Consider the following 19,359-nt stretch of genomic DNA (forward strand, 5'->3'; position numbering starts at 1 on the left):
GCGCAGATGGGCTGATAGAATATAAGAGAACTGATCAAGTAATGAATGTCTAAGGAATTATGGAACAAGCCGCAACGCCAAAAATCCCACTCGCACTTTTAACAGTTTTATATGGTTGCGGGTTTATTGCTGGATTCAACGAAAACCTTGTGAATATGGCCCTTGTTGCCATTATGAATGAATTCTCGGTTGATGCTGTCACCGTGCAGTGGTTGGTAACCGGTTATATGATTGCTGCTACGGTAGTCATTATTTGTATGAGTTTTTGTTATCGGCGTTTCACGCTCCATGCACTCTTTCTTGGTGCAGCCGCTTTAAGCATTGTTGGTTCTGCGCTTGGGTTTATAGCAGGCAATTTTTTTGCCATTTTGGCGGGTCGACTCATTCAGGCAATCGGCACAGGAATGTTTATTCCGCTCATGATGAATGTGATAGTGGATAAAGTTCCTTTTCAGAAAATGGGCACATATGTTTCGCTTGGTGGCAGCATGATTACCCTCGGTCCTGCAACCGCGCCTATTGTCACCGGTTTTCTGGTGAGTGCGTTTGGATGGCGAAGCGTCTTTTTGGTGCCGCTTGGAGTTACGGCGCTTTTACTGGTTGTAGGGTTGTTCATTGTGCGTGATGACCGGGCAGCAGGAGATGCGCATTTTGACGTGTTATCAGTGGCATTTGCCGCAGCAGGTATAACGCTTTTGACCTTTGGTCTTGCGCAAGTGTCCTCAAATGTAGGGGTAGGAATTGGTGCGCTTGCTGTAGCTGTGTTGGTGATGTTTTTGTTCGTTCGCCGCCAACTTACGCTTGAGTATCCTTTGGTGAGTATGGAGCCAATGCGAAATGCAACGTATTGGCCTGCGGTCGTGCTCGTTATTGTCACAATGATGACGTATTTTTCCTTCAGTGTTATGGCGCCTTTGTATTTCGAAGAAGGCGCAGGTCTTACTCCTGCTACTGCGGGTTTGCTTATGGTGATACCAGTGCTCACGAACGCAACTGCCGCTTTGGTTGGTGGACGAGTTTTGGATAAGCGGGGCGAATGGCCGCTTCTGCCTCTCGGTTTGCTTTTGGCGGCTGTCGGCGTTGTTGTTATGATCATTGGAGCAGTTGGGCTTCAGATGATTGTTGTCACCATTGGTATTTTTATTGGCTATTTGGGAACTGGCATGGTTTTATCTCCTGCGCAGTCGGCTGGATTAAAACGTTTGCCCAATCATCTTAATGCAGATGGCGTAGCACTTATGACAAGTTCGGTACAGTTGGCCTCTTGTGTGGGTCCAGCAGCCTATATCGGCGTGATGAGTGCGTTGCAAAACTCCTTTTTGGAGGGAGGGGCACCAGATCAAGCAGCAGCATCTTATGGATTCGCCGGTGCTATGATGGCCGCCCTTGTTATCGTCGTATTGGGGCTTATCTGCGCGTGGCGCTATGCACGACGTATGCGTACCTATAAGGTGAGCGACGCAGAATAATAAATCGATAATTCTTTTCTTGACAGTGTGTATAACTGTATATATAGTGTATATAAAGCGTATATACACTTAGCTTCGTTACGAAGGGGACGCCTTTCGTAACGAGCGCTTATGCCACCTCGGTGGCAGAGATGGATTATCGAGTGGATATTATTATTCAAAACTCAAGCAATAAGCCCATTTATGAGCAAATAGGCAGTCAGATTAAAGACGCTATTCTCTCAGGGGACCTCTCAGAAGGTCAACCGCTTCCATCTATTCGTGCCTTGGCAAATGATTTACGCGTAAGCGTTATTACTACTAAGCGCGCCTATGCTGATTTAGAAGCGGAAGGTTTTTTGGAAACGGTGCAGGGCAAAGGTACCTTTGTGGCGGGTGGCAATAAGGATCTATTGCGAGAAGACAAACTTCGCAGTATTGAGGGTCATTTGCAAGCCGCTATTGAGCAGGGTTCTGCTTTAGGTCTTGAGAGCGAAGAACTTGTTTCAATGCTTCAGGTTTTGCTTGAGAATGAGTAGGAGTTTGAGATGGAAAACCTCATTGAAGTGGATCAGCTTCGCAAAACGTATGCGGATTTTGCCTTAGAGGATATTTCGTTTTCAGTTGAACCTGGTATGGTAGTTGGGCTGATTGGCTCAAATGGTGCAGGCAAGACAACTACCCTAAAGTTAATTCTTGGCTTGATTGACAAAGAGGGCGGAAGCGCTTCTGTGCTCGGCCAATCTGTTGATAGCGCAATGGGAGCCTCGGTCAAAGAAAATATTGGCGTGGTATTTGACAGCTGTTCGTTTCCTAACAGCATGCGCGTCAAAGATATAGGCAGTTTAGGAGCTATGGCATACAAAAGCTGGGATGAGCTGTATTTTGCTGAGCTTTGTGATCGGTTTGATCTTGCCCCTAAGAAGACGGTTGGAGCTCTTTCGCGTGGCATGGGCATGAAACTTTCTCTGGCATTTGCGCTTGCGCACCATCCTCGGTTGCTCATACTTGACGAACCGACCGCGGGTCTTGATCCGATAGCGCGCGAGGATCTTTTGGAAATCCTTCGTGATTACATGGATGATCCTAACCATGGCGTCCTTATGTCATCACATATCACGAGCGACCTTGACAAGATTGCTGATCAGGTCATTTGTATTGATGATGGCAAGGTTATTTTTAATCTTGCGCAAGAAGACATTGGTGATAAGGCAGGGATTGCTCACGTGCGAAGCGGTGAAGTTGCCTCTGTGCTTGCTTGGCTTAAAACGCAAGGCGTATCGTCGCCTTATGTTCTTAAGCAAGACTATGAGACGGTTGTGCTGGTTCCAGATAGATTTGAATTTGCGCGAAGCTTTCCTGGCATAGCTGTAGAGGGTTCTACAATCGAGAGTTATATGACATTGGTGTTGAAAGGTGGCACCCAATGAAAACGATGATTTATTCAGATTACAAAACGGTTCGTTCAATCTTGTTGCAGCTTTTGGTTATCGCGCTGATCATTGCAAGTATTTTAGCTATTCCTTTTGGTGATACTGTAGCAAGTACCGCTATGGTTGTAGCAATTATTGACTTGGGCGCGGTTATGAATCTCTGCGCTTATGACGATACCTCCGATTGGCAACGTTTCCGTCTAACCTTGCCACTTTCGCGTACGCAGGTTGTGCTTGGTCGTTATGCAAGTGTGGTACTTATTATGATAGGTTCAGCGGTTGTTGCAGCCATTATAGGGTTTGTGTTGCAAATGACATTAAGCACCTTGGGCGTGGAAGGATTCACTCTTGAGCCTTTATCGCTCATGTTGCCCGAAATGGCAATTGCGGTCATGGTTGCAACTTGTCTTGCTCTTTTGACTGTTGCAGTTGCGCTTCCTTTTATTATGCGTTTTGGTATGACGAAGGCAACGCGCTTTATTATGGTTGCTATGGTTTTGTTGTATGTACTTGGACTGCAAGGGTTCAGCAGTGTTAATAGTGGCGGAATGGCGCTAGAAAGTCTTTTGACAAGCTTAGCAGGATCTGCTGCAAGTAACGAAGCTTTGCTTGGCTCATTAGTAGGACTTGCGGGGGGTGCCTTGTTAGTTGCTTGTGTGGTGTATGTCATAAGTGCGCTTGTGGCGGTTCGCCTTTACAAAACACGTCAGTTCTAAGAAAAAAAGCGTGAAAAATGAATTGGAGAGCCTCAAGTGAGGCTCTCCAATTTTTTATAAGGAGGGAAGATTTAGGAGGGTTTGAAAAACCTTAGAGGAGGGTTTCGTGGGCGTGGTTTGCAGCCGTGCGACCAGAGTTAATGTTGTTGCAGTTGCATGTACCGCCAACGTTAATCGTGTAGATGTTGCGATAGAGCATGCATCCATCGGTGCCCACCGCATAAAGGCCTTCAATTGGTTGTTTGGTGTTATCAACAACGCGTGCGTTGATATCGCACTCAATGCCACCAACACTCATGAGATACCATTGATTGAGTTTTGCTGCATAGAACGGAGCTTGGTTAATGGGCATCATGGAAGCGGCAGGCTTTGCAAACTCGGTGTCAATGCCGTCTTCGCACATTTTGTTGTAATCTTCTACCGTCTTAACGAAGGTGTCCACGTCAAGTTTGAAATACTCGGCAATCTCTTCCAATGTGTCGCCAACTGCCAGATCGTCCTCGGTGATTTCGTCAACCTGAGCAAGCTTATCCGGGTCAGCGGCCAGCACGGTTTCTAAGATGGTACGATCAAACACCGCATAGATAGTGCGTTGCGTCATAGCGGGCACTGACTGCATTTCAAAGTTATCAATGGCAAAGTTTTCATTAATGAAGCGAACTGCGTCTTGGTTAACCCAAATAGGAAAGCCGCCTGTGCCAAACATGCCAGCGCCTGTGATACCTGCAGTAAAGCTGTCTGCCTTCCATAAGAAATTATCGCCCTGACCGCAGATATTAGTGCAGTTGAACGTGGAGTTCTTAACGAAGTTAGAAGCGCCAGCTTTAAGTGCCATAACCAAACCGTCGCCGTTGTGCATGGGGGTGCCACGCTTTTTATTGCATCCTTGTTTTTGCGATATTTGCAGACGCTTATCCGTAAACGCGTGTGGTGTGTGGGGTCAGCAACGCTTATTTCACTAGGAACTCTTTTGATTCTTGTGCAAAGCTTTGGGACTGCTGCTTTTGATGCAAGTTTGTTCGGTGCGATTATTTCAGGCATTGGTTGCGGCGGGGCTCTTATTTACTGGGCGTGCGCGCTGATGGCGCTTAAGCAGCCGGAATCAAAACGTATCATTGTGTCTGGCTCGGTCATTGTTGGCCTTATTGCTACGGTTCTTATTCTCTGCTTGCCCTTTCAGTTGGGCTCGCTTGTTTGTGTGCTTTTGCCCTTTGCGCTGCTTCTGTGTTCAAAAATAACCTGCAAGACCTCTTTAGAAGACGAAGAAGAGCCTCAGGAGACTTCTTCGCCATCAACAAGGCGTTTTTGGAATCAGATAAGCTTGTATCTGTGTTGCTTTATCATGGCGCTTGCTGCAGGTATGTATCAGCATGTTTCAACGCAAGATGTAATGGTGCATACCATTGATCAGTGGCGAACGCTTCATGCAAGCGTGTTTATGTTTGTAAGTATTGCCCTGTTTTTGGATTATCGTCTACAAACGACACAACTTGCTCAGCTTTTCTCGCAGCTTATCGTTCCATTCATTGCAGGCGGCTTGTTGATTGTTTCGGTTGTTGGAGATGGTTTTGGTGGCTGGGGCGGCGTTATTATGCATACGGGCTACCAGTTGTTTTTGGTTTACATCTATACCGAATTCGCTCTGAAAGAAGATATATCATCTAAGCATTTGATGGTCTTTGTGCGTGGGACGATAGCCATTGATATTGGGTTGCTCGGTGGATTTTTCTTTATGGTGCTTACGGCAAGTGGCGTTAATTTAGATCTTCGCAATGTTAGTCTTGCGGTGGTGTATTTGCTCCTTTTGGTGGGTGTTCTTTTGTTCCCTAACGTTATTGCAAATGTCGCCCAGCGAAGAACTCGTTCGCGCGTTGTTATGTCTGAGCACGGAGAGCGAGTGGAGTTTATACAAGGTTTTAAGGACGAGCAAAGTGCCTTATTGCAAGGTGCTCGCGCAGAGGCAGCGAATGCGGCATTGCTGAGTGCTTTTGCTTCCCGATATGGTTTTTCTCCACGCGAACTTGAGATATTTGAGTATTTACTGCGCGGCAAAACATTGCCAGCCATAGCAAGTGATGCGCATTTGTCGTACAACACCGTCAAGACTCATGTCAGTCATATTTATCAGAAAATGGGAGTTCACACTCGCAACGAGATGATAGATATGGTTGAAACGTGGTTTAGTGAATAAACGAAGTGATAAAGGTTATCAGTCCAAGAATGATCCCAGGAATGTTCGCTACGATAATCGGCCAGTCTTTCTTAGGTTTTAGGGCACCATAAAGCGTCCACATGGTGCAATTGAAAAACGCGCATAAAGGCTGCCAGGGCGTGCCGGGATGGCCAGCAAGGTTGTTGGCTATTTGGGTAACGTAGCTTACGTACATGATGACCGAAAGCGCCGAGGCAATACGACCAATAATGGATACTACGTCAAGATTTGTGTGTGCTTGATTGTCTTGAGGTGTTTGAGGTGCTTTCGCAGGGGATGCGCTCATATATCCTTCTTTCATACGTGTAGCGATAAGTAGTTTAGTTATGTAGACGAAGAGCATCAATACACGGTAGAATCTTGTGAATTATGAAGCAAGAAAAAATCACCAATTTACAACCGTATGCTTATCCACGCGCCTCTTTTTTATCGGGGCTTGTTGTGCTGTGCGGTCTAGCTGCGCTTATGTTGATCTGCGTTGTTGGATGCAAGAGTGCTACCCAATTACCCTTGGTGTTTGGGTGCGCGTTAGCGGGGGTTGTGGCATATAAAACAGGGTTTTCGTGGAATCAGATCCTTGATGCGATGACTCGGGGTATCGGTGATGCCCTAGAAGCAATCCTTATCCTGCTTTGCATCGGTATGCTGGTGGGGGTGTGGATCGTGTCGGGTACTGTTCCAACCATGATCTATTATGGCCTTTGCATTGTGACTCCAGAAGCGTTTTTGCCTGTCGTGTTTGTGGTTACAACACTTGTCGGCGTGGTTTTGGGATCATGGGGTGCCGCTGGTACCATTGGGCTTGCTTTTATTGGTCTGGCACCTGCGCTCGGTATATCGCTTCCTATAACGGCGGGCACTATTGTGGGAGCCGCTTATGTGAGTGAGATAGTTTCTCCTTTGGTGGATGGCCCAAATTTGATGGCGGCAGTTTCTAAAGCAGATATTTTTGCGCTCTGTGTAAGATTCTTGCCTGTTGTCCTTATTGTCTGCGTGGTGTCAACACTGCTTTATCTTGTCTGGGGTCTTACGTTTGTGGACGAAAGCATTGCGTCTGGCTTGGCTCAAGGTGCAGACGGGTTGAGTGGTACTCAGGCCATGCTTGAGGCACTTAGTACCCATTATGCTTTAGGACCTCTCACGCTTGTTCCGCTGGCTGTTATGCTTTTGTGCATGTTTATGCGCATGCCTGCAATCCCAGCGTTTCTCATAGCTATTGTGTTTGGAATGATTGAAGCGGTGCTTTTTCAAGGGTGCAGTATTAGTGAGGTGTTTTCTGCGGCCCATATTGGCGCACAATCTCAAACAAATCTTGCGGAACTGGACGCCTTGCTTTCAAATGGTGGATTGGCTGCCATGATGGATACCGTTTCAATCGTGATCTTGGTTATGGCGTTTAGCGGCATGGCGCAACATTTACATCTTATTGATGAAGTGATTGAACGACTTACGGCACACTTGAAGTCATTTGCTCAGTTGGTGGGTGCAACTGTTATTTCTGGAGCGCTCTTTAATACCTTATTGCCTGATCAATATCCCGCAATTACGCTTTCTTCTCAAATGTATGGCGAAAAGTTCAAGCAGCATGGTACGCCAGACGAGGTATGGGCAAATATTGTCAATTCAAGCGCAGGGATAACGTCGGTTTTGATTCCCTGGAACACGTGTGCGGTATACATGGTGACTGTTCTTGGTGTTGACTGTCTCTCGTACGCTCCTTTCGCATTATTTTGCTATTTGTATCCTCTTGTTGTGGCAGCAATTGGCGTATTTGCTGGCAGACGTATGAAGTGGTGTTCAAAGTAGCCTTTTATGGGACAGGCGGCCTGCGTTAAGGGTATAGTTCGCAACAAAATGCGCTACACTAGGGATTGCTTGTGCGGCCACATTCTGGTCAGCAAAAGAACGCTTTGATGTGAATTGTTGTGGGGGAGCGTTTTACGCTCTGGCGCGTATTGTATTTGGGGAGATAGGCATGGCTTACAATAGCAAAGCAAAACTCAAAACGCTCTTCGTACGTCGTATTTTGGAAGATGAAACCGATGCAGAGCACGGTTTGTCCATGCGTCAGCTCATAGAACGACTAGCCGATTATGATATTTCTGCTGAGCGAAAAAGCGTCTATCGCGATATTCAAATCTTGCGTGAATTTGGCGTTGATATTAAAACCTATCAGCGCAATCCTGTTGAATATGCCATTGAACGACGAGATTTTACTCTTTCAGAGCTGATGCTATTGGTGGATGCGGTTGAATCCTGCAAATCGCTTACACGCCGCCAAACTAATGCGCTTGTATCAAACTTGAAAACCTTCGCAAGTGACCATCAGCGTGCGCAGCTTGATCGTCGCATTCATGTTCCTGGGCGTATTTCGTCAAAAAATGAGAGTGTATTCGGTCATATTGATGTGCTGCATGAGGCACTTCGCATGCATAAGAAAATATCTTTTTTGTATTACAAATATGATGTAGATGGTACACGTGTTGTAACCCACAATGGCGAACCTCATGTTGTCACACCTGTAGGTATTACTTATTCGGATGGCTTTTATTATTTAACCGCATGGAACGACAATCATGAGAAGCTTATTGAGTTTCGCATTGATCGTATGGATCATTTGCGCGTGACTAACGAAAAGGCTACGCGCAATGAAGTTATTACTCATCATACTTATGATGGTGACGAATATGAGGTTTTTGGACGTTTTAACGGAGAGCCGGTAACCGCAACACTTTTGGTTGACGGGGATAATCTTGAGATTATTCTTGATAGGTTTGGAAGCGGTGCTCAGATTATTAAGGTTGACGATAACACCGCAAAAGCGCTGGTGAAGGTTCGTAAATCTCGACAGTTTTTTGGGTGGCTTGCTGGTATGGCAAATGTGGTTCGCATAGAAGGACCAGAAAGCCTCAGACAAGAATATCGTCTGTATCTTCAAGATCTGCTAGATCAGGCATAGTGCCAATTATCTCTTTTGGGGTAGTCAGTATGAGGTCTATCCATGACACCACGTCTGAATAGACCTCTTCTTTTCCAATTTCGTTCAGTATTTCATGGTGCATGTGACCTTATAGCAGCGATACAATCTCAACAAATGCATCTCCGTAGAATGCAGAAAAGCACGTATCTGATCTCCAAAGAACCAGGTGCTGATCACCTGAAGAAAAGGATAAAAAGAAGGATGCAGAAGTATCAATAGTGCCAGCATACATGCGTGTCATATGCGTTGTAAGCGGTGGGATGAGAAGGTCTTGAGATAAGAGGCGAACTAAGGTTGGTGAATCTGCTACCCACTCGTTGAGGTCTGCATCCCATAAGCGAAGAACCTCTACAACCTCAGTGCTCAATAGTGCACCCGAAGCGTCTTGTGACAGTGGGGTGAGTGAGGTGTTCGCAAAGATATGGTCTAAGGGTGAAGTAAATACTGTTTCATAAGTCTGTACCATGCGCTCCTAGCAATCTCTCGGATGGTTTTGATGTTGGAGTCATCTTAGAAGAATGAAAGAGCATACCTGACCAAGATATGGGACACCTCAGCTCATTTTGAAAAATTTTTGGGCTATACAGAAAAACTACTGTTCAAGCAAGCTTGCAAGATCAGTGAGTTGCTTGCACATGATTGTGGGGTTTTGGGCACGCAGGGTGTCTTCGCTAAACATTCCCCATGTTGCAGCTACCGTTTGACACCCTGCACCGTTGCCGGCTTGCATATCGTAAGGGCTATCGCCAATATAAAGAATCTGATCAGGGGAGATCTCAAGTTGTTCGCAACCTACTATGACAGGAGCCGGGTTGGGCTTATGGAGGTCGGTATCATCTGAACCAATAAGAACGGTGAAGTAGGGGGACAGCTCGGTTAAATCAAGTCCGCGCTGAGCAAGGGCATGACGCTTCGATGTAACAATACCCATTTTTAGTCCTCGTGCTGCAAAACGCTTGAGTGCTTCTATGGTGTGCGGGAACGCCTTAATTTGTCGATCGTGCACTTCTTTGTTGTGCTCACGATATATTTGAGTGAGTTCTGCTGCTTTATCGCTATCACCATGAGTAAACGTTAGCATCTGATCATAAAGCGGGGTGCCAACTCCACGCATAAGCTCTTCGTCGGTCAGACTGAGCCCATACGTGTCATTTACCGTGTGACGCATAGAGTGCAAAATAATGTCATACGTATCAAGTAATGTTCCATCAAGGTCAAACAGCAGCCCAGCAAGCGAGTCGGTTTTAAGTTTCTCTGTAGGGACGGTTTGGCTCATCTTATCTCCTTCAAAACGCGAGGTGCTCACGGCACGGGGTGCAAGGTGGAAACCCTTTGCCTGAGCGTAGTTGGTTACTTGTTACCTAAATGATAGCTACCAACATGATCATAACGTGACGCAAACGAATTCGTCATAAAATGCGCGAAAAGCCGCCCAAACGGCGTGCAGAGACTACCATGGAACACAGTTTATGCCTGCAAAGATCGCGCAGTGCATCTCTTTAGAAAGGAGTATATGATGGCAATTCTCTCAAACCCGTTCGTAATGGAAGTTCCACGCAAGTTGACTGACGAAGAATTGGTGAATGCAATTCGTCAAGATATCGTAGGCGAGCTTGAAGCAATTCACGAATACGACGCTCATGTACAAGCAACTGACAACGAAGACGCTATCAAGGTGTTGTCTGACATTCGCGATGAAGAGCGTGAGCATATGGGTGAATTGTTGGAGCTTCTTGAGCGCTTGGCGCCCGATGAGAAGGCGCTGCATGACGAAGGCCGCGAAGAAGTCCGCAACATGTTAGATAAAAAGAAGAAGTAAGCATCATGGACGCAGAAGTTATTTATGTGGCAGGTGGATGTTTTTGGGGTACTGAAGCATTTTTGCGGCAATTGCCAGGCGTCTTAGACACTGTGGTAGGGTTTGCGAATTCTCGTATCCCTGATCCGACCTATGAGCAAGTTTGCACAGGTCAAACGCACGCTGCCGAAGCAGTTTGTGTGTATTATGACCCATCGCGCATCTCCTTGCGATTGCTATTGGAAGCCTATTTTACGACGATCGATCCATTTTCGCTTAATCGTCAAGGCAACGATTGTGGTACGCAATATCGCACGGGAATTTACTGGGTCAACCCCGCCGACGAACCCATAATAGCTTCTGCAATTCTTTCGCTTGAGCGCACGCTGCAGCATCGCGTGCGTATTGAAGTCTTGCCGCTTGAAAACTTCTATCGTGCAGAAGAGTATCATCAGGACTATCTGCAGAAAAATCCCGGCGGCTACTGCCATGTAGATCTTGGCGGCGCTCAAGCATTTGTGTCAGAGCATGCAACAGACTTTGAAATACTTTCCCATGATTACACCAAACCTTCTCGGGAAGATTTGGAACGCTCTTTGAGCGAAGATGCCTTTGCTGTTACCCAATGCAGTGCTACGGAGCGACCTTTTAGTCATCCCTACGACGAACTCTTTGATGAAGGCATCTATGTTGATGTAGCAAGTGGCGAACCACTCTTTTCTTCGCACGATAAATTTGACGCCGGATGTGGTTGGCCTTCTTTTGCCCGACCTATTGCCCCGTTGGTTGTTGATGAAGTGCTTGATACTTCAATTATGGGAATGCCTCGAGTAGAAGTGCGCAGTTCCACTGGTCAAAGCCACCTTGGGCATGTCTTTAATGATGGTCCCCAAGAACGAGGTGGTCAGCGCTATTGCATCAATGGCGCCGCCTTACAATTTATTCCTGTGGCCGATATGGAAAAGCTTGGATATGGTTATTTGCTTAACCAGTTTTCGTAGGTAAGCAGCGCTAGCAAACCAGCATAGTTTTGTCGCCAATTTCACCAACAAGTGATTGCGTCATAAGCTTGCCCACTTTTTCAGAGGAAAGCCCTCGACCAAAAAGCGCCATCATTTTGGTAAGGGCAGCTTCGCATGTCATGTCAAGTCCTGATATGACGCCAGCATCAGCAAGTGCGTCTCCGGTTGCATAACGCTTTTGCTCTACGCCGCCAGCGGGACATTGAGTAACGTTGACAATCACTTTTCCGTTTTTAACGGCTTGTGCTATAGCATTGGTAAACCATGGCTTGCTGGGCGCATTGCCAGCACCAAAGGTGCGAAGCACAAATCCTTGCATCTCAGGCATTGCAAGCTGGTATTCAAGACTTTCTTGGGTAAGTCCTGGATATACCGAAATAATGCCCACTGTTTGCGCCATATCTGTCTGTAGCGTCAATGGGTGCGATTGCACGACGCGGCGCAAAAAGTCCTCATGATACACAATATGTAAGTCCATATCTGCAAGAGCAGGGTAGTTAAACGAACGAAAAGCGCCAAAATCAGTTGAGCTTTCTTTAGTGGAGCGACATCCGCGCCACAGATGCCTGCCAAATGAAATGGCCACTTCTTGCACCATGGGCTGACCTGCGTTTGAGCCTTCGGTAATTCTTGCTGCCGCAATCTGGAGCGCCGTTATGACATTTTCAGTACCATCTTCGCGAATCTCGCCAATGGGGAGCTGGCTGCCAGTCAAAATAACTGGTTTAGCCAGCCCCTCAAGCATAAACGAGAGCGCGGATGCGGTATATGCCATGGTGTCGGTTCCGTGCAAGACAACATAGCCATCAACCGCGTCATAGTTGTTTGCAATTACTTCGGCAATGGTTTTCCAAAGTTGAGGATCCATATTTGATGAGTCAACGGGCGGGTTGAACTCGTAGTGAGAGAGTTCATATCCAAGACGTCCAATTTTGGGGACATTTTCAATAAGATGGTCAAACGAAAAAGGAACAAGTGCACCACTTTTGGCGTCCTCGATCATGCCAATTGTGCCCCCGGTATAGATAACCATAATGCGAGGTGCTTGGGTTTGGGTTTTGGAAGCGGTGGACATATAAACTCCTTTTCGTTTGGTTTGCGCAAACAATTATGCAAACAAGAACATAACAAGGAAGGCTGCAGCTGCCACCCACATAAGCGGTTTAACTTCGCGCGCCTTTCCTCGAGCAAGCATCAGCAAAACGTAGGCAATAAAGCCCAAGCCGATACCATTGGTAATGGAATAGGTGAAGGGAATGCCAACGATAATCAAAAATGCAGGGAAAGAAACTTCAGCATTATCCCAAGCAATAGAACCAACTTCCGACATAATCAAGAAGCCAACAACCACTAAAGCGCCGCAGGTTGCTGCGCTTGACACCATGCCGAAAAGTGGTGCCAAAAAGGCGCAGATGATAAACATAAGACCAACAATGAGGTTGGAAAAACCTGTTCGTGCGCCTGCTGCTACGCCTGATGCTGACTCCAAAAAGCAGGTAACCGAACTTGCGCCAAAGAAGCCGCCAAGAATTGCGCCTCCAGAGTCAACGGTCAAAATAGCTTTGATATCCTCAACGTCGCCTTTTTCGTCAATAAAGTCACCTTCTTTTGCAATGGCAACAGCGGTGCCCAAGGTGTCAAAAAAGTCACTCATCAGCAAGCTGAATACAAAGAGCAGAAGTGCTGGCTCTAAAAAGACGTGCACGATTGCAGGAGTGCCATCAACCATTTGGAAGGGAGCGGCGAAAGCGGAAAAGTCCAAGCCAAGACTCCATGACTGAGGCAGGGGAGTGACACCGAGCGGAATGCCAATAATGACAGCCACGATAATTGATATGAGGAGGGCTCCAGGTACGCTCATAAGTGTAAGAATGATAGCGGAAAGGAGCGCAACTATCGCAACGATTGAAGAGGGCTCAGTCAGCGCACCAAGCGCAATGAGCGTTGAATCATCAGAAACGATAAGACCTGCGCCTTTAAGACCAATGAAGGTAATTAAAAGGCCAATGCCGATGCCAATGGCTTGGCGCAGATCAAGTGGAATAGCATCCATAACTGCTTGACGGAGACCGCCTAACACAAGCGCCAAGATAACTATACCCTCAAGGAGAATGACCGCCATAGCAACGCGCCAGTCAATGCCCAGCGCACCGCACATGCCATAGGCCACAACTGCGTTGATGCCCATGCCTGATGCCAATGCAATAGGTCGGTTAGCAAAGATGCCCATAGCTATGGTAGCAAGAGCGGCACTAATGCAAGTTGCGGTCAATGCTGCTTCAAACGGTACTCCCGCATCACTTAAAATAGCTGGATTGACTGCAACGATATAAGCCATAGCCAAAAACGTTGTCAAACCGCCGATAACCTCGGTTCTATACGAGGATCCGCGTTGTTTGATCTTGAAGAATTCCTCCATTTTTACCCCTTCGTTATGCCGACATAACGAATCACATAATAGCAGGTTATGCATGAGAAACTCATCAAATGAAAGCCAACTTTTCCGCGTTTGCCACTATACTGTTTACCTATGACTCATAAAGCTAATTCTCATATCCATCTTAAACTGCATGTTCTCGCAAGTGGCTCAAAGGGAAATGCTTCAATAGTGGAGTGTGCAGACACCGGTGAAGGTTTCGTTATTGACTGCGGTATTTGTAAGCGGGACTTTTTTGCGCGTTGCGAAGAGGTGGGCTTTGATACGCAGCGCATCCGGGCGTTTTTTGTCACCCATGAGCATTCAGACCACACTAAAGGCTTGGGTGTGGTTATGCGGGGTCTTGCCAAACAAGGAATTCGTCCGCTTTTGCTCACCCATCCATCTATTGTGCGCGCTTCATCAAAGGTTGATGAGGTTGTCTCGCAGAAGCTGTGTGACTATGTAGAGCTTGCGCCCAATCGGATCTACCAATTGTCAAATGTTTATGTGCATCCTTTCAGCACATCGCATGACGCTGCAGCCTCTTTTGGCTTTCGCTTTATGTATGGTCAAGACGCTTTGGGATACATCACCGACACGGGTATTGTTTTGCCCGAAGCGCATAATGCACTTTTGGGTGTTCGTATCTTGGCGCTTGAATCCAACCATGATATTTGCATGCTCAACGAAGGCGACTATCCTTACGACCTTAAGCGGCGCGTGCAATCAGATCGCGGCCACCTGTCTAACGAGCAGGCTGCCGATGAGCTTGCAGCGCTGCTTCACGTTGGCTTAGAACAGGTTGTTGCCATGCATGTTTCGCAAAACAACAATACCTATCGGCTGCCCGCTCAAATGCTTCAGCGCAAGATAAATGAGGCGGGATACACGACGCAGGTATGTGTTGCCTATCAGGATCGAGCGGTCAGCGTAGGTTAAAAATTGTCAGATTGTTCGCTGAGTCCTTGGTAGTAGGCAACAGCAAGCTGCGTGCGATTTGTGAGGTTTTGTTTTGCCAAAATGGAACTAATGTGGTTGCGAATAGTTCCTTCCGATAAAAAGAGTTCTGCTGCAATTTCATGATTGTCTTTACCTTGAGCAACCAATCGCACAACGGCTAATTCGCGTTTGGTGAGATCTGAAAAGCAATCAAGCTGTGGTTTGCTGGGGGTATGAGCGTTGTTCTGTTGGGAGAGATAGCGTTCACGAATATCGTCATAGGCAAACTTGAGACCCGCAAGTTCTGAATTGCTTCGTATGTCGCGAATTGCTAGAAGGGTTGATACGCCACAAAGAAGCCACGTTGGAATAAGTGCTTGCAGTGATGTAAACCCCATAATAGTTGCAGTAATGAGTGATGCTACCCACAAAAGACGGAGAGTCCATGAGTGTTCATGGAGCGACACATAAGCGATGAGAGCTAAAAGAGGGGCAAACTGCGAAAAGACAAGAGGGCACAGGCAGGAAATGATAAGGGTGAAAACTTGTACCTTATGAGGCGCAAGCCAACAGATGCAGATAAAAATAATGGCGCTCAGCAGTGCTACCACACCCAGTGATGAGGGTAAGGTGCCCGCCAGAAGTGCCACGCATAAAGCCAGAATTATTATTTCGTCAATGAGTGTATGCATGCTTGCATTATACCTACTGCGCGCCTGGTCAGAAACATAATACGTAAATCCATGACAAATGTCATATGGGCAGATATGTGCATATTTGACACAATGACGCAATCAAAGACATCAAAGGAGTTTGAGATGGAAGATGTGGTTTGGGTTAAAAACCTGGTAAAGCGCTACGACGATGTTGTTGCTCTTGATCACTTTTCGCTTGAGATTGCGCAGGGTGAGATATTTGGGCTTTTGGGTCCAAATGGAAGCGGTAAAACGACCGCTATCAATTGTATTTTGCAGCTTCTTAGTTACGACAAAGGTGAAATCAAGCTATTCGGTCAGCCAATGACACAAACAAGCTATGACCTTAAACGCCGCATAGGCGTTGTACCGCAAAACGTGGCGGTATTTGAGTCGCTCACGGTTCGCGAAAACATTGATTATTTTTGCGGATTGTATGTGACTGACAAGCATGAACGAAAGCGTCTGGTGGATGAAGCGCTTGAGTTTGTGGGGCTTGAAGACTATGAGCGCAGCCGGCCCAAGAAACTTTCGGGCGGCTTGCTTCGCCGTCTTAATATTGCTTGTGGCATTGCGCATAAGCCACAACTGGTGTTTTTTGACGAACCCACGGTAGCGGTTGATCCGCAGTCACGCGCATCCATTCTAGAAGGGATTATGCGCATGAATGCTCAAGGGACAACAGTGGTGTATACGAGCCATTATATGGAAGAAGTAGAGCAAATATGCACGCGCATTATGATTATGGACAAGGGTCAAACGCTGGCATGTGGCAGTAATGAAGAACTCAAAGAGCTCGTTCACGCAGGCGAAAAAATTACTATTGAAGCAGAGGTTTCGCAGGCAGCGCTTATGCGCATTCAGGCGCTTGATCACGTGATGGCTGCGCGGGTGCATAAGGGCCGTTTAGAGGTGACGTGCGAAAACGCCGAGCATAATGTTGCCGATGTCTTAGCGGAACTGGCGAAAGCAAAAATTCGACCTGGTCGTATTTGGGCAGAACCGCCAACACTGCAGGATGTTTTTTTGGAAATTACCGGTCGCGAATTGCGCGATTAGACAAACGGGCGGTGGTATTGATGCTTATAACAGTTCGCTATACGCTCATGAATTTGATAAGAACACCCGGTATTTTAATTTGGACGTTGGTGTTTCCGCTTATTCTATCAACGGTTTTCGTGGCGATGTTTTCCTCTATTGAGAAGATGGCTGGTGAACAATCGGTACGCGTGGTGGTAGTAACGCCTGAGCAAACCGATGAAGGAGCGTCTTTTGAGGCATTTTTGGATGCAGTAGGAGGAAGTGAAGGTTCATCTGAAGAAACTCCGTTGCTTGACATCACCTATGTTGACACAGAAGACGAAGCAAGGGCTTTAGTGAATGATCATTTGCAAGACGATCAACCCTTTGCAGGGTATGTGGTGCTCAAAGAAGGTTTGCCAGAGGTGTATGTAATTGGCAAACAAAGCGCTGATGGTATGGGCTCTGTAGCTCCTTCAATTCTGTCGCTCATTATGGATTCTTACCGTGAACGTAGGGCGCTTGTTGGCCAACTGATAGATGAGAATCCTTCAGCATTGGCAGATCCGGTCTTTATTCAGAGTTTGAGTGAGCAGGCAAAAGTCACCCAACAGGTGCAGCTCACTGTGCATCATCCTCAAGAAACTATACGCTTCTACTTTGCACTATTGGGTATGGCGTCTTTGTTTGGTGGCTCTGTAGGCATAGTGGCAATTCAGCTTCTTAAGCCCAATATTTCAAGTCTTGGAGCGAGGCGAGCGATTGGGGCAATGACGCACGCTAAGACGGTTGCTGGGACAATTTTTGCATGCTGGATGCTTTGTTTTGCCTGTTTGTGTGTGACGTTTATGTACTTGCGATTTGTCGCGCAGATAGATTTTGGTGGCAGAGATCTTGCAGCTTTAATTGTGCTTGCGCTTTCGTCTCTTTTGGCAACGGCGCTTGGCTGTGCAATTTCATCCATTCCAAAAATACCCGAAGATGGTAAAAGTGGTCTTTTAACAGGAATTGTTTGTTTTGCATCGCTCTTTGCGGGGTTGTATGGCCAGCCTACTATGGAGCTTGCTGACGCTGTTGCAAAAACCGCTCCTGTGCTTGAGTTGATTAATCCTGCAGCACAAATTTCGCAGTCGTTTTATAGCATTACCTACTACGACTCATACGAGCCACTCATAGGTCATCTTGTGATCTTAATGGCAATGACACTTGTCTTTTTTGCGCTTTCGGTTCAGTCCTTAAGGAGGCAGCGCTATGCAAGTCTTTAAATGTGCGCTCAATGTCATTTTTCGCAATAAGATTTTTCCGCTTGTCTACATTGTGGGACTGAGCTTTATGGGGCTTTTCATGGCGTGGAGTTTTGACTTTGGGAGTCAGTCGTCTGAATTTGAGTTAGCGCGCGCAGACTATGCGGTCGTGGACAGAGATCAAAGCCAACTATCTCATGGCATTATTGATGCGCTTAATCTATCGGGCGAGCGTGTAGAGGTTGCAGACGATATTCGGGCATTTCAAGATGCAGTTGCAAAGGGGGAGATTGATTATCTTCTCATAATTCCTCATGGCTATCAGGCAAGTTTTGAAAAGGCAGTGCAAGAACAAGCGGCATTGCCCATGATGGATATGGCGTTTAGTTTCAATTCATTGGAAGGGCGGTTTGTTAACGAACAAGTAGAAAACTACCTCGGCATCATGCAGTCTTTAATGCTGGCGTATCCTGATGCCAGCTTGGATAAGCTTACGACAGATGCTCAGGAAATACTGTCTGACCGAGTGTCGGTTTCGTTTATTGAAAGCACTTCAAAAGTCAGTGCAATTGACCAACTGACATTTTACTTACAGTGGTCAACGTATTCGCTTTTTGCAGGAATTGTCGTTTGTGTTGGAATGTTATGCTCAACATTTTCCCGTGTAGATGTGCGCAGAAGAAATCTTGTTTCGCCTCTGTCGTATCTTTCTTATAACGCTCAGTTGGCGCTTTCTTGTTTGATGTTTGTACTCATTGCATGGGCATGGACATTTATGCTTGCAGTTGTTGCTTTCCCTGCTGCAATAGAGCAAATGGGTGCAATAGCTCTTGTGTGGTGCGCGCTGTCAGTATTAGTGTTTTGCCTCATTCCTTTGGCTGTTGGTTATTTGCTTGGGCAAATGGGAGCCGCTGATATCATGTGTAATGCTGTTGGCAACATTGTGGGTTTGGTACTTTCGTTTTTGGGCGGCGCATGGATTTCGTTGGAATTATTGGCGCCCGAAATTAGAGCTTTTGCCCAGTGGTTACCGTGCTATTGGTATAACGACGCTTGTTCGCAGGCGGCACATTTCGGTGCGAACCCAAGTTCTCAGGAGTTGTTTGCTGTTGCTCAGGATTGGGCGGTGATGCTTCTGTTTACGCTGGCGCTTTTTGGCGTGTCGCTTTTGATTGGGCGATTGCGTACCCAGACCATGCAAGCAGGAGGCAATGCCGCTGCAACAGTAGTAGTTCGCTAGGTTTTGAGGGGTGTTTGCTCGAATGTTTGTGTAAACACCCCTTTGATAATTCGTGTAGCTTCTTTGCTAAAGCGTACATATTGACCCCTCTGAGGCATGCAATGAGAGCTCTATGCCGAGTGAATTATCGAATAATTTGTTAGAAATGCGGGTTTTTTGCCACCATATACAACTTTTTTCTCACACTGTTTTA

General features: G+C 46.6%; 20 protein-coding genes. 13 read left to right on the forward strand and 7 right to left on the reverse strand.

The features are described from left to right. Window positions 1-59 precede the first annotated feature (59 nt). The 4 genes from NFR28_RS07165 (at window position 60) to NFR28_RS07180 (ending at window position 3,597) form a co-directional block, all read left to right on the forward strand. Window positions 60-1,469, forward strand: a complete 1,410-nt coding sequence (locus NFR28_RS07165) for an MFS transporter (RefSeq protein ID WP_251179146.1) — start codon at window positions 60-62, stop codon at window positions 1,467-1,469. A 143-nt stretch (window positions 1,470-1,612) separates the two neighbouring features. After that, window positions 1,613-1,987 carry a GntR family transcriptional regulator gene (locus NFR28_RS07170; protein ID WP_251179147.1) on the forward strand — a complete coding sequence of 125 codons (375 nt, stop codon included), beginning with the start codon at window positions 1,613-1,615 and terminating at the stop codon, window positions 1,985-1,987. Between the two features lie 9 nt (window positions 1,988-1,996). Further along, window positions 1,997-2,878 (forward strand): ABC transporter ATP-binding protein, encoded by an 882-nt coding sequence (locus tag NFR28_RS07175; RefSeq protein WP_251179148.1) that lies wholly within the window; start codon window positions 1,997-1,999, stop codon window positions 2,876-2,878. Continuing rightward, a complete protein-coding gene (locus NFR28_RS07180; RefSeq protein ID WP_251179149.1) occupies window positions 2,875-3,597 on the forward strand; it encodes an ABC-2 transporter permease in 723 nt (240 codons plus the stop codon). The genes NFR28_RS07175 and NFR28_RS07180 overlap by 4 nt, the downstream gene beginning before the upstream one ends. A gap of 91 nt (window positions 3,598-3,688) precedes the next feature. Here NFR28_RS07180 and NFR28_RS07185 read toward each other — a convergent pair whose 3' ends face one another. Beyond that, window positions 3,689-4,456 (reverse strand): FAD-binding protein, encoded by a 768-nt coding sequence (locus NFR28_RS07185; protein ID WP_251179150.1) that lies wholly within the window; start codon window positions 4,454-4,456, stop codon window positions 3,689-3,691. Window positions 4,457-4,531: 75 nt separating this feature from the next. On the opposite strand from NFR28_RS07185, the gene NFR28_RS07190 reads away from it, so the two are divergent. After that, window positions 4,532-5,788: a response regulator transcription factor gene (locus NFR28_RS07190; protein WP_251179151.1), complete on the forward strand. Its 1,257-nt coding sequence runs from the start codon at window positions 4,532-4,534 to the stop codon at window positions 5,786-5,788. Here NFR28_RS07190 and NFR28_RS07195 read toward each other — a convergent pair. After that, window positions 5,778-6,095: an SWEET family sugar transporter gene (locus NFR28_RS07195; protein WP_251179152.1), complete on the reverse strand. Its 318-nt coding sequence runs from the start codon at window positions 6,093-6,095 to the stop codon at window positions 5,778-5,780. The two genes, NFR28_RS07190 and NFR28_RS07195, sit on opposite strands and share 11 nt — an antisense overlap. An 83-nt stretch (window positions 6,096-6,178) precedes the next feature. On the opposite strand from NFR28_RS07195, the gene NFR28_RS07200 reads away from it, so the two are divergent. Together NFR28_RS07200 and NFR28_RS07205 are read left to right on the forward strand one after the other, a co-directional pair. Beyond that, the gene (locus NFR28_RS07200; protein ID WP_251179153.1) at window positions 6,179-7,615 is read left to right on the forward strand and encodes a Na+/H+ antiporter NhaC family protein; all 1,437 of its coding nucleotides are present in this window, start codon (window positions 6,179-6,181) and stop codon (window positions 7,613-7,615) included. 169 nt (window positions 7,616-7,784) lie between these two features. After that, window positions 7,785-8,768, forward strand: coding sequence for a helix-turn-helix transcriptional regulator (locus NFR28_RS07205; protein WP_251179154.1), 984 nt, complete (start codon window positions 7,785-7,787; stop codon window positions 8,766-8,768). A gap of 109 nt (window positions 8,769-8,877) precedes the next feature. Here NFR28_RS07205 and NFR28_RS07210 read toward each other — a convergent pair whose 3' ends face one another. Both NFR28_RS07210 and NFR28_RS07215 read right to left on the reverse strand, forming a co-directional pair. Beyond that, window positions 8,878-9,255, reverse strand: coding sequence for a hypothetical protein (locus NFR28_RS07210; protein WP_251179155.1), 378 nt, complete (start codon window positions 9,253-9,255; stop codon window positions 8,878-8,880). Between the two features lie 126 nt (window positions 9,256-9,381). Further along, a complete protein-coding gene (locus tag NFR28_RS07215; protein WP_251179156.1) occupies window positions 9,382-10,065 on the reverse strand; it encodes an HAD family hydrolase in 684 nt (227 codons plus the stop codon). Between the two features lie 237 nt (window positions 10,066-10,302). Between NFR28_RS07215 and NFR28_RS07220 the strand changes: the two genes are divergently transcribed. Both NFR28_RS07220 and msrA read left to right on the forward strand, forming a co-directional pair. Then, window positions 10,303-10,608: a ferritin family protein gene (locus tag NFR28_RS07220; protein ID WP_251179157.1), complete on the forward strand. Its 306-nt coding sequence runs from the start codon at window positions 10,303-10,305 to the stop codon at window positions 10,606-10,608. A gap of 5 nt (window positions 10,609-10,613) precedes the next feature. Further along, the gene (gene msrA, locus NFR28_RS07225) at window positions 10,614-11,588 is read left to right on the forward strand and encodes a peptide-methionine (S)-S-oxide reductase MsrA (protein ID WP_251179158.1); all 975 of its coding nucleotides are present in this window, start codon (window positions 10,614-10,616) and stop codon (window positions 11,586-11,588) included. Window positions 11,589-11,598: 10 nt separating this feature from the next. Here the strand turns inward: msrA and NFR28_RS07230 are convergent, their stop codons facing one another. Beyond that, the gene (locus tag NFR28_RS07230; RefSeq protein ID WP_251179159.1) at window positions 11,599-12,684 is read right to left on the reverse strand and encodes an asparaginase; all 1,086 of its coding nucleotides are present in this window, start codon (window positions 12,682-12,684) and stop codon (window positions 11,599-11,601) included. Between the two features lie 33 nt (window positions 12,685-12,717). Then, entirely contained in the window at window positions 12,718-14,028 is a 1,311-nt protein-coding gene (locus tag NFR28_RS07235) for an NCS2 family permease (protein ID WP_251179160.1), read from the reverse strand. Window positions 14,029-14,217: 189 nt separating this feature from the next. On the opposite strand from NFR28_RS07235, the gene NFR28_RS07240 reads away from it, so the two are divergent. Then, window positions 14,218-14,967: an MBL fold metallo-hydrolase gene (locus NFR28_RS07240; protein WP_251179161.1), complete on the forward strand. Its 750-nt coding sequence runs from the start codon at window positions 14,218-14,220 to the stop codon at window positions 14,965-14,967. Here NFR28_RS07240 and NFR28_RS08885 read toward each other — a convergent pair. Next, on the reverse strand, window positions 14,964-15,659 hold the full coding sequence (locus NFR28_RS08885; protein WP_275556978.1) for a helix-turn-helix transcriptional regulator: 696 nt from the start codon (window positions 15,657-15,659) through the stop codon (window positions 14,964-14,966). The genes NFR28_RS07240 and NFR28_RS08885 overlap by 4 nt on opposite strands. A 126-nt stretch (window positions 15,660-15,785) precedes the next feature. Between NFR28_RS08885 and NFR28_RS07250 the strand changes: the two genes are divergently transcribed. Genes NFR28_RS07250 through NFR28_RS07260 form a run of 3 tightly spaced genes read left to right on the forward strand, consistent with a single transcriptional unit; the run spans window position 15,786 to window position 19,166 of the window. Then, window positions 15,786-16,721 carry an ABC transporter ATP-binding protein gene (locus NFR28_RS07250; protein ID WP_251179162.1) on the forward strand — a complete coding sequence of 312 codons (936 nt, stop codon included), beginning with the start codon at window positions 15,786-15,788 and terminating at the stop codon, window positions 16,719-16,721. A 20-nt stretch (window positions 16,722-16,741) separates the two neighbouring features. Then, window positions 16,742-17,947 carry an ABC transporter permease gene (locus tag NFR28_RS07255; RefSeq protein ID WP_251179163.1) on the forward strand — a complete coding sequence of 402 codons (1,206 nt, stop codon included), beginning with the start codon at window positions 16,742-16,744 and terminating at the stop codon, window positions 17,945-17,947. Then, window positions 17,934-19,166 (forward strand): ABC transporter permease, encoded by a 1,233-nt coding sequence (locus tag NFR28_RS07260; RefSeq protein WP_251179164.1) that lies wholly within the window; start codon window positions 17,934-17,936, stop codon window positions 19,164-19,166. The genes NFR28_RS07255 and NFR28_RS07260 overlap by 14 nt, the downstream gene beginning before the upstream one ends. Window positions 19,167-19,359 lie beyond the last annotated feature (193 nt).

Source organism: Adlercreutzia agrestimuris (genome assembly GCF_943193125.1).
GTDB lineage: Bacteria > Actinomycetota > Coriobacteriia > Coriobacteriales > Eggerthellaceae > Xiamenia > Xiamenia agrestimuris.

Coding starts and splice junctions, on each gene's coding strand:
- NFR28_RS07165 (WP_251179146.1), top strand. CDS start 60: ATGGAACAAGCCGCAACGCCAAAAATCCCACTCGCACTTTTAACAGTT.
- NFR28_RS07175 (WP_251179148.1), top strand. CDS start 1,997: ATGGAAAACCTCATTGAAGTGGATCAGCTTCGCAAAACGTATGCGGAT.
- NFR28_RS07180 (WP_251179149.1), top strand. CDS start 2,875: ATGAAAACGATGATTTATTCAGATTACAAAACGGTTCGTTCAATCTTG.
- NFR28_RS07185 (WP_251179150.1), bottom strand. CDS start 4,456: ATGCACAACGGCGACGGTTTGGTTATGGCACTTAAAGCTGGCGCTTCT.
- NFR28_RS07195 (WP_251179152.1), bottom strand. CDS start 6,095: ATGAGCGCATCCCCTGCGAAAGCACCTCAAACACCTCAAGACAATCAA.
- NFR28_RS07200 (WP_251179153.1), top strand. CDS start 6,179: ATGAAGCAAGAAAAAATCACCAATTTACAACCGTATGCTTATCCACGC.
- NFR28_RS07205 (WP_251179154.1), top strand. CDS start 7,785: ATGGCTTACAATAGCAAAGCAAAACTCAAAACGCTCTTCGTACGTCGT.
- NFR28_RS07210 (WP_251179155.1), bottom strand. CDS start 9,255: ATGGTACAGACTTATGAAACAGTATTTACTTCACCCTTAGACCATATC.
- NFR28_RS07215 (WP_251179156.1), bottom strand. CDS start 10,065: ATGAGCCAAACCGTCCCTACAGAGAAACTTAAAACCGACTCGCTTGCT.
- NFR28_RS07220 (WP_251179157.1), top strand. CDS start 10,303: ATGATGGCAATTCTCTCAAACCCGTTCGTAATGGAAGTTCCACGCAAG.
- msrA (WP_251179158.1), top strand. CDS start 10,614: ATGGACGCAGAAGTTATTTATGTGGCAGGTGGATGTTTTTGGGGTACT.
- NFR28_RS07230 (WP_251179159.1), bottom strand. CDS start 12,684: ATGTCCACCGCTTCCAAAACCCAAACCCAAGCACCTCGCATTATGGTT.
- NFR28_RS07235 (WP_251179160.1), bottom strand. CDS start 14,028: ATGGAGGAATTCTTCAAGATCAAACAACGCGGATCCTCGTATAGAACC.
- NFR28_RS08885 (WP_275556978.1), bottom strand. CDS start 15,659: ATGCATACACTCATTGACGAAATAATAATTCTGGCTTTATGCGTGGCA.
- NFR28_RS07250 (WP_251179162.1), top strand. CDS start 15,786: ATGGAAGATGTGGTTTGGGTTAAAAACCTGGTAAAGCGCTACGACGAT.
- NFR28_RS07255 (WP_251179163.1), top strand. CDS start 16,742: ATGCTTATAACAGTTCGCTATACGCTCATGAATTTGATAAGAACACCC.
- NFR28_RS07260 (WP_251179164.1), top strand. CDS start 17,934: ATGCAAGTCTTTAAATGTGCGCTCAATGTCATTTTTCGCAATAAGATT.